The sequence below is a fragment of the Nocardioides turkmenicus genome, from assembly GCF_011045035.1.
In the GTDB taxonomy this organism is placed as follows: Bacteria; Actinomycetota; Actinomycetes; order Propionibacteriales; family Nocardioidaceae; genus Nocardioides; species Nocardioides turkmenicus.
The window spans coordinates 150,801-164,096 of sequence record NZ_JAALAA010000010.1; the positions used below are offsets into that span (position 1 = coordinate 150,801).

Annotated in this window: 11 protein-coding genes; 1 reads left to right on the forward strand and 10 read right to left on the reverse strand. The window is 67.2% G+C overall.

Going from position 1 to position 13,296, the window contains the following annotated elements; translation table 11 throughout:
• Positions 1–46: 46 nt before the first annotated feature.
• From G5C66_RS13845 to G5C66_RS13885, 9 genes are all read right to left on the reverse strand, one after another.
• Positions 47–1,048: an ABC transporter permease gene (locus G5C66_RS13845; protein ID WP_165111543.1), complete on the reverse strand. Its 1,002-nt coding sequence runs from the start codon at positions 1,046–1,048 to the stop codon at positions 47–49.
• A 233-nt stretch (positions 1,049–1,281) separates the two neighbouring features.
• The gene (locus tag G5C66_RS13850) at positions 1,282–2,469 is read right to left on the reverse strand and encodes an ABC transporter ATP-binding protein (RefSeq protein ID WP_165111544.1); all 1,188 of its coding nucleotides are present in this window, start codon (positions 2,467–2,469) and stop codon (positions 1,282–1,284) included.
• Positions 2,469–3,554: an ABC transporter ATP-binding protein gene (locus tag G5C66_RS13855; RefSeq protein ID WP_165111545.1), complete on the reverse strand. Its 1,086-nt coding sequence runs from the start codon at positions 3,552–3,554 to the stop codon at positions 2,469–2,471. Before G5C66_RS13855 ends, G5C66_RS13850 begins: the two co-directional genes overlap by 1 nt.
• 15 nt (positions 3,555–3,569) lie before the next feature.
• Complete coding sequence (locus tag G5C66_RS13860) at positions 3,570–4,586, reverse strand: ABC transporter permease subunit (protein ID WP_165111546.1); 1,017 nt, start codon at positions 4,584–4,586, stop codon at positions 3,570–3,572.
• A 161-nt stretch (positions 4,587–4,747) separates the two neighbouring features.
• Complete coding sequence (locus tag G5C66_RS13865) at positions 4,748–6,454, reverse strand: ABC transporter substrate-binding protein (protein ID WP_165111547.1); 1,707 nt, start codon at positions 6,452–6,454, stop codon at positions 4,748–4,750.
• 96 nt (positions 6,455–6,550) lie between these two features.
• Positions 6,551–7,564: an ABC transporter permease gene (locus G5C66_RS13870; protein WP_165111548.1), complete on the reverse strand. Its 1,014-nt coding sequence runs from the start codon at positions 7,562–7,564 to the stop codon at positions 6,551–6,553.
• 245 nt (positions 7,565–7,809) lie between these two features.
• Positions 7,810–9,588 carry an aspartate--tRNA ligase gene (gene aspS / locus G5C66_RS13875; protein WP_165111549.1) on the reverse strand — a complete coding sequence of 593 codons (1,779 nt, stop codon included), beginning with the start codon at positions 9,586–9,588 and terminating at the stop codon, positions 7,810–7,812.
• A complete protein-coding gene (hisS, locus tag G5C66_RS13880; RefSeq protein WP_165111550.1) occupies positions 9,585–10,934 on the reverse strand; it encodes a histidine--tRNA ligase in 1,350 nt (449 codons plus the stop codon). Before hisS ends, aspS begins: the two co-directional genes overlap by 4 nt.
• Positions 10,931–11,626: an MBL fold metallo-hydrolase gene (locus G5C66_RS13885; protein WP_165111551.1), complete on the reverse strand. Its 696-nt coding sequence runs from the start codon at positions 11,624–11,626 to the stop codon at positions 10,931–10,933. The genes hisS and G5C66_RS13885 overlap by 4 nt, the downstream gene beginning before the upstream one ends.
• A 188-nt stretch (positions 11,627–11,814) precedes the next feature.
• On the opposite strand from G5C66_RS13885, the gene G5C66_RS13890 reads away from it, so the two are divergent.
• Positions 11,815–13,053 (forward strand): DUF349 domain-containing protein, encoded by a 1,239-nt coding sequence (locus G5C66_RS13890; RefSeq protein ID WP_165111552.1) that lies wholly within the window; start codon positions 11,815–11,817, stop codon positions 13,051–13,053.
• 50 nt (positions 13,054–13,103) lie between these two features.
• On the opposite strand, the gene G5C66_RS13895 is transcribed toward G5C66_RS13890, so the two are convergent.
• The gene (locus tag G5C66_RS13895; RefSeq protein ID WP_165111553.1) at positions 13,104–13,265 is read right to left on the reverse strand and encodes a hypothetical protein; all 162 of its coding nucleotides are present in this window, start codon (positions 13,263–13,265) and stop codon (positions 13,104–13,106) included.
• Between the last annotated feature and the right edge of the window lie 31 nt (positions 13,266–13,296).

The following is a 13,296-nucleotide window of genomic DNA, read 5'->3' on the forward strand; positions in this document are numbered from 1 at the left end:
GTAGGTTTCCACCTTCCATGGTTGATGCCTCTCTCCGACGACGTGCTCACCGGAAAGACTTGGGGTCGAAGGCGTCGCGGATGGCGTCTCCGAGCAGGTTGAGCGCGAAGACCAGGACCACGATCCCGACGATCGGCGCGTAGAGGAACAAGGGGTATTCGTCGAACCAGTTCTGGGCACGCAGGATCGTCTGGCCCCACGACGGGCGTCCGGTGACGCCGACGCCGAGGTAGGCCAGCGTCGCCTCCGCGGCGATCGTGGCCGGCAGGCTCAGCGAGAACGAGACGACGATCGGCGCCACCAGGTTGGGCAGCAGCTCACGGAACAGGATCCGGTGGGTGGGCATGCCGAGCACACGCGCGGCCTCGATGAACTCGCGCTCGCGCAGCGAGACCACCTCACCGCGGATCAGCCGCGCCAGGCCCATCCATCCGAACACCGAGAGGATCACGATCAGCGCGATCAGGGACGCGTTGTCGAGCATCGCCGGGTTCTCCTTCCAACGCTCCACGAGCATCGGCGAGACGGCGATCGCGACCAGCAGGAACGGCAGCGTCAGGAAGAGGTCGGTGGCGAAGGTGACCAGGCGATCGCCCCAGCCGCGGCTGTAGCCCGCGATCAGGCCGAGAACCACTCCGACGATCGTCGAGACGATGGTGGCGACCGTGGCGACCAGCAGGGACGTACGGGCGCCGTAGAACCACTCGGCGAGCAAGTCGTTGCCGGAGTTGGGCTCGAGCCCGAGCGGCGCCTCCCAGGTGAACCCGTAGTTGGGCGGCCCGATGACCGGGTAGTTGAAGGAGTCGGTGTCGGTGACCGGGTCGCCGGCACGCACCTCGACGCCGAAGAGCTTGCACAGCAGCGGCGCGAAGATCGCGATCAGGACGAAGACCAGCACGATCCCGGCGCAGACCATCGCGACCTTGTCGGAGCGCAGCCGGTCCATGGCGATCCGCATCGGCGAGCGGCCGGCGACCTCGCTGGAACTCGGCTCCGGATTGATCTCGGGATCACGGCCGCCCTTGATCAACACTTCGGACACAGTCATACGTTCGGATCTCCGTTCGAATGCCTCGGGCTCGGCTCGCCCAAGACCAGATCACTTGGCGCAGTCCCGAACCAGCGCGCTGGCTCAAGTTATGCCAAGTTCCAGCAGTTGGGGCGGGCCTACAGATAACGGTTCGATACCGACAGTGACGCGTGACACATCCGTAACAAAGACGGCCCGCAGCCGATGGCTGCGGACCGTCTCTCGTGATCCTGCTGAAATGCGGAAGATCCTCAGGCGCGTCCGCGGGTGTTGTTCGCCAGGTCGTACCAGGTGTCGGCGTACCCCGGACCGTCGCCAGGGACCTCGGCCGGGCTCGCGCCCGGGTCCGGTGCGCCGAACTCGTCGACGCCCAGGAGCGGGGCGGTCACCGGCTTCTCCGGGTGCTGGTGGATCTCACCCGGGAAGTGGCAGGCGACCTTGTGCTTCTTGCCGATCTGCAGCAGCGGCGGCTCGACCACGGAGCAGATGTCCTTGGCGAACGCGCAGCGGGTGCGGAAGTGGCAGCCCGAGGGCGGGTTGATCGGCGACGGTACGTCGCCCTGCAGCCGGATCCGCTCACGACGGCCGCCGATGGCGGCCTGCTTCACGTCCGGCACCGCGGAGAGCAGCGCCTGCGTGTAGGGGTGGTGAGCGTGCTCGTAGATCGACTCCCGGTCACCGATCTCCACGATCTTGCCGAGGTACATCACCGCGACCTCGGGGCAGAAGTGGCGGACGATCGCGAGGTCGTGCGCGATGAACAGGTAGGAGATGTCGAACTCCTTCTGCAGGTCCTGCAGAAGGTTGATCACCTGGGCCTGGATCGACACGTCGAGCGCGGAGACCGGCTCGTCGGCGACGAGCAGCTTCGGCTGCAGGGTCATCGCCCGGGCGATGCCGATGCGCTGGCGCTGACCGCCGGAGAACTCGTGCGGGTAGCGGTTGTAGTGCTCTGGGTTCAGTCCCACGAGCTCGAGCAGCTCCTGGACCCGGCCGAGCACCTTGTCCTTCGGCACCATGTTGTGGATGCGGAGCGGCGCGCCGATGATCGAGCCGACCGTGTGACGAGGGTTCAGCGACGTCGACGGGTCCTGGAAGATCATCTGGATCTCCCGGCGCATCGGGTGCAACTGCCGTCCCGTGTAGCTGGCGATGTCGGTGCCCTCGAAGTTGATCTTGCCTTCGGTCGGCTTGTAGAGCCGGGTCACCATCCGACCGGTGGTGGACTTGCCACAGCCGGACTCGCCGACGAGGCCCAGGGCGCTGCCCTTGGCCACCTCGAAGGAGACCCCGTCCACGGCCTTGACGTGCCCGACCGTACGCCGGATCACACCGCTGCCCTTGACCGGGAAGTGCATCTTCAGGTTCTCGACGGAGAGCACCGTCTCCGTGCTCGACGGCGCGACCGAGGCCGCGGTGGCAGTCGTGGTGTCGCTCATCAGTCCTCCACCAGGTCAGGGGCGATCTCGGGCAGGATCTCTGCCTCATAGACCTTGTCGGCGTTCTTGATGTGGCAGCGCTTGGTGTGGTTGCCACCGCTGGTTGCCGGGGTGAGATCCGGGAGCGTCGTACGGCACAGGTCACCACCCACCTTCGCCACGTGGTCACAGCGCGGCTCGAAGGCGCATCCCGGCGGCGGGTTGAGCAACGAGGGCGGGTTGCCCCGGATCGGGAGCAGCTTGGCCTCGGTCGACGCCGTCAGGTCCGGCACGCTGGAGAGCAGACCCCAGGTGTAGGGCATCTGCGGGTGGGTGAGGATCTCCTTGCACGGGCCGTACTCGACCGCCCGGCCGGCGTACATCACGAGTACGTCGTCAGCCATCTCGGCCACGACGCCGAGGTCGTGGGTGATGATGATGACCGCCGCGTCGAAGTCGCGCTGCAGGTCCTGGAGCAGGTCGAGGATCTGTGCCTGGACGGTCACGTCCAGCGCGGTGGTCGGCTCGTCGGCGATGAGCAGGCTGGGGTTGTTGATCAGCCCCATCGCGATCATCGCGCGCTGGCGCATACCGCCGGAGAACTGGTGCGGGTAGTCGTCGACGCGACGGTCGGGCTGCGGGATGCCGACACGGTCGAGCATCTCGATGGCGCGCTTGCGCGCCTCCCTCTTCGTCACGTCGTTGTGGACCTGGTAGGCCTCCATGATCTGGTTGCCCACCGTGTAGTAGGGGTGCATCGCGGAGAGCGGGTCCTGGAAGATCATCGCCACGTCGCGGCCGCGGCGCTTGCGCATCTCCTCGTTGCTCACCTTGAGCAGGTCGACCCCGTCGAGGAGGATCTCGCCGCTGAGCTTGGCGTTGGTGCCGCGGTGCAGCCCCATGATCGCCGAGCTGGAGACCGACTTGCCGGAGCCGGACTCACCCACGATGCCGAGCGTCTTGCCGCGCTCGAGGTCGAAGGAGAGGCCGTCGGTCGCCTTGACGATGCCGTCGGAGGTCGAGAAGTGGACCTTGAGGTCCCGCACCGAGAGGAACGCGCCACCTGTGGCCGGCGTCGCCTCGTGCGTCTTGGAAAGGTCAGTCATGGTTCAGATCCCTCCTCAGGCGACGCGCACGCGCGGGTCGATGAAGGCGTACAGGATGTCGACGATGATGTTCGCGACGATCACCAGCGCGCCGAGGAGAAGCACCAGACCCACGATGGTGGGCAGGTCGAAGGTCTCGTTCGCGGTCACCGCGAGCTTGCCGAGGCCGTAGTAGTTGAAGACCTCCTCGGTGATGATCGCGCCGCCCAGGACAGCAGCGAAGTCCAGACCGAACATCGTCACAAGAGGGGTCAACGCAGCGCGCAGGGCGTGCTTGAAGAGCACCTTGCCGCCCTTGACGCCCTTGGACCTGGCGGTGCGGATGTAGTCCTCGCTCATCGACTCCAGGACGAACGCACGGGTCATCCGGACGTAGCCGGCCATGTAGACCGCCGCGAGGGTGAACCCGGGGAGCAGAAGCTGCAGCAGCCACTGACCGACGCCGCCTTCGGCGATCGGCACATACCCCGGAGCTGGGAAGAGTCCCCACTTGATCGCAACGAAGTTGATCAGCAGAGCACCCACGAAGAAGGTCGGGAACGCGTAGAGGGACAGTGTCGCGCCAACCACGCCGCGGTCCACGAGCGTGCCTTTGAAGACCGCTGCGAGCACACCGAACAGGACGCCGAAGATCACCCAGATCACCACCGCCACCAGGGCGATCGAGATCGAGATCGGCGCTGCCTCGGCGATCTCCTCGTTGACCGTCATCTGCAGCTGCTGGGAGAAGCCCAGGCAGGGTGCGGCGCACTCGGTGACCAGCTCGGGGTTGGCCTCGCGCATCTTCTCGTCAGCCGGGTATTCACGGCCGACGACGACGCCCTTGAGGAAGCTGCTCCATTGGACCATCAGGGGCTGGTCATAGCCAAGAGCCTGACGCGTCTCCTCGATGCGCTCGGGGGGACAGTTCCTGCCGCAGGAGAACTGCGCAGGGTCGACCGGGTTCTTCATGAACAGTGCGAAGACGATGAAACTCATCGCCACCAGCATGAGCAAACCGACGATCACGCGCCGGATGATGTAGGCGACCATCGGTGGGTCTCACCTTCATTGGGATCGGCCGGACCACCGTCGTGGGGTGACGTCCGGGGGGAATCGTGTCCAGGTACATGGGGGGAGGCGGGGCTCTGGCGAGCCCCGCCTCCAGGTCAGGACGGCTCAGCGCGTCCTAACGGTGTTGCTTAGCTGGAGGATCAGTCCTCGACGTCGATGCCAGCCAGGTCCGGGTAGGACGAGGAGGCGTCGGTGGTGACGAAGTTCTTCACCTTGGAGCCATAGACCCAGTTGAAGGTCGCGATCTCCAGCGGGATGTAGGCGACGTCCTCACCGAGGGCGGCGTCTGCCTCCTGGAGGAACTTGTTCTGCTCCTCGATGGTGGCGGAGTTGGCGGCCTGGTCGAACAGCTTGTCGACCGCCGGGTTCTTGTAGTTGCCGTAGTTCTGACCGTTGGTGGTCTTCTCGATCTGGCGGCTGTCGAACAGCGCCGCGGTGACGGTCATCGCGGAGCCCCAGTCGGCACCCCAACCGCCCCAGATCACGTCGGCCTTGTTGGAAGGCTTCTGGATGTTGGAGTAGTAGACGTCGCCCAGCGGGTCGAGGGTGACCTTGAAGCCAGCGGCCTCCCAGCCCTCCACCAGCGCGGCGGCCTGCTTGTCAGCGGTGTCGCTCTGCGGGTAGGAGAAGGTGATCGGGTACGGCGTCTTGACGCCGGCGTCGGCCAGCATCTTCTTGGCCGCGGCCGGGTCACCCTTGAGGTTGCGGTCCTTGTAGGCCGGGTTCGGGACGTAGCCCGGAACGGCCGGGTTCACGATCGAGTCGGCCGGGGTGTAGGCCTTCTCGCCACCACCGGCGGCGATCCAGGACTCGACGTCGGTCGCGAGCGCCAGCGCCTTGCGGACGTTCTTGTCCTTCATCTGGTTCTGGTTCGGCACCAGGTAGTCGACGTACGGCGACTGGACCTGGACGTAGCGGTCCTTGACGCCGGCCTCGGTGAGACGCGGGTAGAACTCCGGCGGGACGCGCGAGCCGCTGACGATGGTGGTCTGCGAGTCGGGGCTGTCGGAGAACAGCTTCTCGTAGGTCGTGGTGGCCTTCTCGCCGAACTTCCAGACGATCTTGTCCGGGAGCGCCTCACGGAGCGACTTGTCGTCGGTCTCCGGGTCGTAGTGCTCGTTGCGCACCAGCGTGCCGCCCTTCTGGGCGTTCCACGACTCGACCTTGTAGGGGCCGTTGGAGAAGATCTTGTCGTCGTTCTTGGCACCCTTGTCGAAGGACTTCTTGTAGGGGTCCATCATGTGCAGCGACGAGATCGCCAGCGGGAAGTCAGGCCACGGGGACTTGAACTTGTAGGTGATGGTCTTGCCATCGCAGGACACAGCCTGGTCGAAGTCGGCCTGCTGCTCCGGCGTGGCGGCGTACGGGCCCGGGTACTCACCCTTGAGGGCGAGCTTTGCGGTCAGGTAGAAGCCCGGACCACCGGTGAGCTCGTCGGCCGCGAAGTTGCGCGAGGCGCCGTAGGCGAAGTCCTCACACGTGATGTCGGAGCCGTCCTCCCACTTCACGCCGTCCTTGATCGTGAACGACCAGGTCTTGGCGCCGTCGGTCGAGGTGCCCTCGTCGGTGGCGAGGTCAGGGATCGGCTTGCTCGAAACCTTGGGGTCCGTCGACGACGGCGGCGAGAGCAGCTTGCGGTAGACCAGACGCGTGGTGTGCGAGATGGTCTCACCGACGTAGATGCGCTGCGGGTCCAGGTGGTCGACCGGGTCCTCGGCGACGATGGTCAGCGTCTTACCCGAGCCCGAGCCACCGCCGTCCCCGCCGCCACAGGCAGCCAGGCCCAGCGAAAGGCCGAGCACGCCCGCGGCACTGACCGCAACGTACTTAGCTCGCTTCTTGAGCATTCGTTTCTCCTTGATGTGGTCGCCGTCAGCCTCTGACAGCTGACGCCGTGATGGTGTCCCGGGCGGGTCACCTGTGTGTGTTCGGAGCCCCGAGGCTCACCTGTCACCCTTGGGGTCAAGGGCGTCTCGCAACCCGTCCCCGAGAAGGTTGAACGAGATCACGATGATCGCGATCAGGATCGCGGGCATGAAGAAGTAGAACGGGTCGACCTGCGCGTACTTCAGGGAGTCCGTGAGGACGTTACCGAGCGTGGGGGTCGGCGGCTTGACGCTGACCTGGAGGTAGCTCAGCGCGGCCTCCGCCGAGATGTAGGCGGGCATCATCAGGGTCACCAGGACCAGCAGCGGCGCCCACAGGTTGGGCAGGATCTCCTTGAAGTAGATCCGCGGCTTGGAGGCGCCGAGGACGATCGCGGCCTCGACGAACTCGCGTTGCTTGATCGAGAGCACCTGGCCCCTGACCACGCGAGCGGTGCTCGTCCAGCCGAAGAGCGCGAGCACCACGGTGCAGTAGATCCCCTGGGCCAGTGGCCCGTTGGGTAGACCCGTCACCTGCTGCACGAGCTCGAGACCGAGGGCGGAGAGCGCCAGCAGCATCAGCGTCGAGGGGAAGGAGAGGGTGAGGTCGGTGAAGCGGCTCAGGACGGCGTCGAGCCAGCCACCGCTGAAGCCGGCGATGATCCCGATCACCGCGCCGATGACCACCGAGAGGATCGCAGCGGTCAGCGCGATCATCAGCGAGAAGGTGATCCCGTACCAGAACCGCGACATCGCGTCGCGGCCGGTGCCGGGCTCCACGCCGAGCGGGTGAGAGGCGCTCGCGCCGCTCCAGCCGCCCTCGGGAATGGTGTTGGCGTCGAGCAGCTCCTGGTTGTAGCCGAACGGGTCCAGCACACCCATCTTGACGAGAAGCGGGGCCAGGACCGCCGCAACGACCACCAGGACGACGACGGTCAGTGAGACCATCGTCAGCTTGTCCTTGCGGAGTCGCATCATCGCCAGCTTCATCGGCGACTTGCCGGCGATCGCCTTCGCCTCTCCCGGTGCGACGGGAGGTGTCGATCCACCCGAGAGTTCTTCACCTTCGAACACGGTGGCCGATTCGCTCATGGTTCCTCTGTCTAGTCGTCATTTGTGGGTGCCGCCGTCGCATGGCAGCGTCCGACCCACGAGGTCGACGGATGGAACTCTATGTGATCCCTTTGCTCGGATGGAGCCCGGAGCGGTAACGATCCGATTTCATCCAGTGATACGCCAGACCGGGACTCCTTGTCGCCATTTCCGGCAAGACAGCAAGAGTCTCCGGGACCGGCGGACCGGTCCCGGAGACTCTGTTGGCTTTACCTGAGGTGACCTCAGTTGGCCGATTCGCCCTCGGCGGGCGCCGAAGGCTTCGCGTCGACGCCAGCCTCCTTGCGCTGCTCGGGGGTGATGGGAGCCGGAGCGGCGGTGAGCGGGTCGTAGCCGGCACCCGTCTTCGGGAACGCGATCACGTCGCGGATCGAGTCGGTGCCGGCCAGAAGGGCGACCACGCGGTCCCAGCCGAAGGCGATGCCGCCGTGGGGCGGGGCGCCGAACTTGAACGCGTCGAGCAGGAAGCCGAACTTCTCCTCGGCCGCCTCCTCCCCGATGCCCATCAGGTCGAAGACCCGCTTCTGGACGTCCTCGCGGTGGATACGGATCGAGCCGCCGCCGATCTCGTTGCCGTTGCAGACGATGTCGTAGGCCCAGGCGAGCGCGTTGCCGGGGTCCTTGTCGAAGCCCTCGACGTCCTGCGGGCTGGTGAAGGCGTGGTGGACCGCGGTCCACTCCCCCGCACCGACCGCAACGTCGCCGGACTCGACCGCCTCCGAGGCGGGCTCGAGCAGCGGAGCGTCGACGACCCACAGGAAGCTCCACTCACCGTCCTTGCGCAGGTCGAGACGGTTGCCGATCTCCAGACGGGCGGCACCGAGCAGCGAGCGGCTCGACTTGGGCGCACCGGCCGCGAAGAAGATGCAGTCGCCGGGGTTGGCGCCGACGTGGGCGGCCAGGCCGGCGGCCTCGGTCTCGGAGAGGTTCTTGGCGACCGGACCGGTCAGCGAGCCGTCCTCCTGGACCAGGACGTACGCCAGGCCCTTGGCCCCGCGCTGCTTGGCCCAGTCCTGCCAGCCGTCGAGCTGACGCCGCGGCTGGCTGGCGCCGCCCGGCATCACCACGGCACCGACGTACGGGGCCTGGAAGACGCGGAACGTGGTCTCGGAGAAGTAGTCGGTGCACTCGGTGATCTCGATGCCGAAGCGCAGGTCGGGCTTGTCGGAGCCGTACTTCGCCATCGCGTCGGCGTAGGTCATCCGCGGCAGCGGGAGCGGCACGTCGTAGCCGATCAGCTTCCACAGCGCCGCCACGATCTCCTCGCCGAGCGCGATCACGTCGTCCTGCTCGACGAAGCTCATCTCGATGTCGAGCTGGGTGAACTCCGGCTGACGGTCGGCGCGGAAGTCCTCGTCGCGGTAGGCGCGGGCGAGCTGGTAGTAGCGCTCCATGCCCGCGACCATGAGCAGCTGCTTGAACAGCTGCGGGGACTGCGGCAGGGCGTACCAGGAGCCCGGCTGGAGGCGGGCCGGAACCAGGAAGTCACGCGCGCCCTCGGGGGTCGAGCGGGTCAGCGTCGGGGTCTCGATCTCGACGAAGTCGTGGGCCGCGAGCACGTCGCGGGCCGCCTTGTTGGCCTTCGAGCGCAGCCGGATCGCGTTGCCGGGTGCGGTGCGGCGCAGGTCGAGGTAGCGGTGCTTGTAGCGGACGTCCTCGCCGACCTCCACGTGGTCGTCGATCGGGAACGGGAGGGGCGCGGAGGCGCTGAGGACCTCGAGGTCCTTGGCCACGACCTCGATCTCGCCGGTGGCGAGGTTGGGGTTGCGGTTCTCCTCGGTGCGCGCGACGACCTCGCCGGTGACCTTGATGCAGTATTCGTTGCGGAGCGCGTGGGCGATCTCCTCGTCGCGGACGACGACCTGGACCACGCCGCTGGCCTCGCGCAGATCGAGGAACGCGACCCCGCCGTGATCGCGTCGGCGGCCTACCCAGCCGGCGAGGGTCACGGTCTGGCCGACGTGCTCGGCACGCAGCGTGCCGGCGTCGTGGGTGCGGATCACTTCTTCTCCTCGTTGTTCGCGACGACCTGGGGCTTCAGGTCGCTCTCGTTCTGCGGCGTCCAGGTGGCCGGGTCGGCCGGGACCTGTTCGCCGGTGCGGATGTCCTTGATCTCGTAGCCGCCTTCGGTGGCGAAGAGGACGTACGGGATGCCGCGGCGCTCCGCGAAGCGGATCTGCTTGCCGAACTTGGCGGCGTTGGGCGAGACCTCGCAGGCAACATTGTGGGCGCGCAGCTGCTGCGCCGCCGCATCGGCGTCGCCCCGGCTCTCCTCGTCGGCGACGGCGACCAGCACCGTGCTCGGGACCTTGCGGTCACCGTCGAGCACGCCCTTCTGCACCAGCGGGACCAGGACCCGGCTGACGCCGAGCGAGATCCCGACACCCGGGTAGGTCGTCTTCCCGTCGCTGGCGAGCGCGTCGTAGCGGCCACCGGAGCAGATGCTGCCGAGGCTCTCGTAGCCGTCGAGGCGGGTCTCGAAGACGGTGCCGGTGTAGTAGTCGAGGCCGCGGGCGATGCTCAGGTCGGCCACGACGCGGACGGACTCCGTGTTGAGCGGCGCGGTCGCGTTGATCAACGTGGCCAGCTCGGCCAGGCCCTCGTCGAGCAGCTCGCTCTCGACGCCGAGGCCACGGACCTTCTCCACGAAGGAGTCGTCGGTGGCGGTGATCGTGGCGAGCTCGAGGCACTTGGCGGCCTGCTCGTCGGTCAGCCCGGCCTCCGAGACCAGCAGCTTGCCGACCTCCTCGGCCGGCATCTTGTCCAGCTTGTCGATGAGCCGCATGGTCTCCTCGACGTCGGGGGCGCCGAGGCCGGCGTAGAAGCCCTGGATCAGCTTGCGGTTGTTGACCTGGAGCGTGAACCCGGGCAGGAACGTCAGCTTGCCGAGCGCCTCGAGCATCACCCGGGCGACCTCGACGTCGTGGTGGAACGGCAGCGTGTCGCGGCCGACGATGTCGATGTCGGCCTGCGCGAACTCGCGGAAGCGGCCCTCCTGCGGGCGCTCGCCGCGCCAGACCTTCTGGATCTGGTAGCGGCGGAAGGGGAACTCCAGCTTGCCGGCGTTCTCGAGCACGTAGCGGGCGAAGGGGACGGTGAGGTCGAAGTGGAGCCCCATCCCCTTGTCCCGACTGCTGTCGTCCTCCTGCAGCCGGCGCAGGACGTAGACCTCCTTGGAGGTGTCGCCCTTGCGCAGCAGCTGGTCCATCGGCTCGACGGCACGGGTCTCGATGTTGCCGAAGCCGTGGAGCTCGAAGGTGCGGCTCAAGGTCTCGATGACCTGGCGCTCGACGGTGCGCTGGCTCGGCAGGAACTCCGGGAAGCCGGAGAGGGGTGTTGGCTTGTTCATGGTGTGGTGATCAGGTCCTGGAGGAAGGGGTTCGTCGCGCGCTCGCGACCGATGGAGGTCTGTTCGCCGTGTCCGGGGAGCACCACGATGTCGTCGGCGAGAGGCAGCACCTTGGTCGTCAGGGACTGCAGCATCGTGGCGTGGTCACCGCCGGGGAGGTCCGTACGCCCGATGCTGCCCGCGAAGAGCAGGTCGCCGGAGAACATCACGTCACTGACCTCGGCGTGGTCGGGGTAGGGAGTCCGGAAGGTGACCGACCCCTCGGTATGCCCGGGCGTATGGTCGATCAGGAAGCTCATCCCGGCCAGGTCGATGAGCGCCCCGTCGCCCAGCTCGCGGACGTCGTCGGGCTCCACGAAGTCGTAGGTCCCCGCCGGCATGCCGAGCAGCATCTGCGCGGACTCCGGCGAGATGCCCTGCAGCGGGTCGGCCAGCAGGTGACGGTCGTTGGGGTGGATCCAGGCGGTGGCGTCGTACGTCTTGCTCACCGGGGTCACGGACCACATGTGGTCGACGTGACCGTGGGTGAGGAGCACCGCGACCGGCTTGAGGCGCTGCTCGCGGACGATCTCCTCGATCCCCTTCGCTGCGTCCTTGCCGGGGTCGATCACGACACACTCGGAGCCCGGTCCGGTGGCGGCGACGTAGCAGTTGGTGCCCCACGGACCGGCGGGAAAGCCTGCGATCAACACGAGAAACACCCTATCCAGCGGTACAGTGCAGCGCCGCATCGTGGCGTCTGACTACGATGGGCATCCCGAGGTGTGTCGGGACACCACGGGGACCTGCAAGTTGAGCCGACCGGGACTGTGACGAGCACGGTGTCCGGCGGGGGAGATTTCATAAGAGGTTAGCGCCTCATGCGAAGAGTAGGGACATTGTGACCAGCGAGCAGTGGGGTCGGGTCGAGGAAGACGGAACGGTCTACGTGAAGACCGCAGAGGGCGAGCGCTCCGTGGGGCAGTACCCGGAAGGCACGCCAGAGGAGGCGCTTGCCTTCTTCACCAACCGGTTCGACCAGCTCGCCTTCGAGGTCGAGCAGCTCGAGCGGCGGGTGCATGCGGGCAAGACGTCGCCCGACGAGGCGACTGCGGCGGTGAAGACCGTCGTGGAGAAGGTGACCGACGCCAACGCCGTCGGTGACCTCGCGTCGCTGGTCGCGCGGCTGGAGGCGCTGGGGCCGGTGATCGCCACCCAGCGCGAGGCCCGCAAGGCCGAGCGGGCCGCCAAGGCGGCCGAGGCGAAGGTCGCCAAGGAAGCCCTCGTCGCGGAGGCCGAGAAGCTGGCCCAGAGCAACGACTGGCGCAACGGCGCCAACCGGCTGCGCGAGCTGCTCGACCAGTGGAAGGCGCTCCCCCGGATCGACCGCGGGTCGGACGACGCGCTGTGGCGGCGCTTCTCGACGGCGCGTACCGCCTACACGCGACGCCGCAAGGCTCACTTCGCCGAGCTCAACGCCCGGCGCGAGGACGCCAAGGTGATCAAGGAGCGGATCATCGTCGAGGCCGAGCAGCTCTCCTCCTCCACCGACTGGGGCCCCACCGCGGGCCGCTACCGCGACCTGATGCGCGAGTGGAAGGCCGCCGGCCCCGCTCCCAAGGACGTCGACGACAAGCTCTGGAAGCAGTTCCGGGCCGCCCAGGACGTCTTCTTCGGTGCCCGCGACGCCGCCAACGCGGCGCTCGACGCCGAGTTCGCGCAGAACGCCGTTGTCAAGGAGGGTCTCCTCGCCGAGGCCCAGGCGCTCCTTCCGCTGCTCGAGAAGGGCGACGATCTCGACGCCGTCAAGCGCTCCTTCCGCGACATCGCCGACCGCTGGGACGAGGCCGGCAAGGTCCCGCGCGACCGCATCAAGGAGCTCGAGGGCGCGATGCGCAAGGTCGAGCAGGCCATCAAGTCCGCCGAGGACGACCAGTGGCGCAAGTCCGACCCCGAGAAGTCCGCTCGCGCCGACGACATGATCGCCAAGCTCGAGGACGCCATCGCCGGTGTCGAGAAGGACATCGAGAAGGCCCGCGCTGCAGGCGACGACCGCAAGGTCAAGAGCCTCGAGGAGAACCTCGAGTCCCGTCGTCAGTTCCTGGAGATGGCCAAGCGCGCCAGCGCCGACTTCTCCTGACCCACACTCGCCCGAGTCGGCGCGTCATGACGCGCCGACTCGGCGTCGGGTCACATGCCGGCGCCGCCGTAGTAGTCGCCCCTGGCTGCGTTGTCGCGTTTGATGTTGCGTACGTCCTCGGCGTCGACACCCTTGGGCGCCATGCCGATCGTGGTCCAGGCGAGCCCCAGGAAGAGAAGTACGCCGCCGATGATGAGGATCCAGGTGAACATGCCGTGCTCCCTCTGCCAGGCGCCCGAGTCG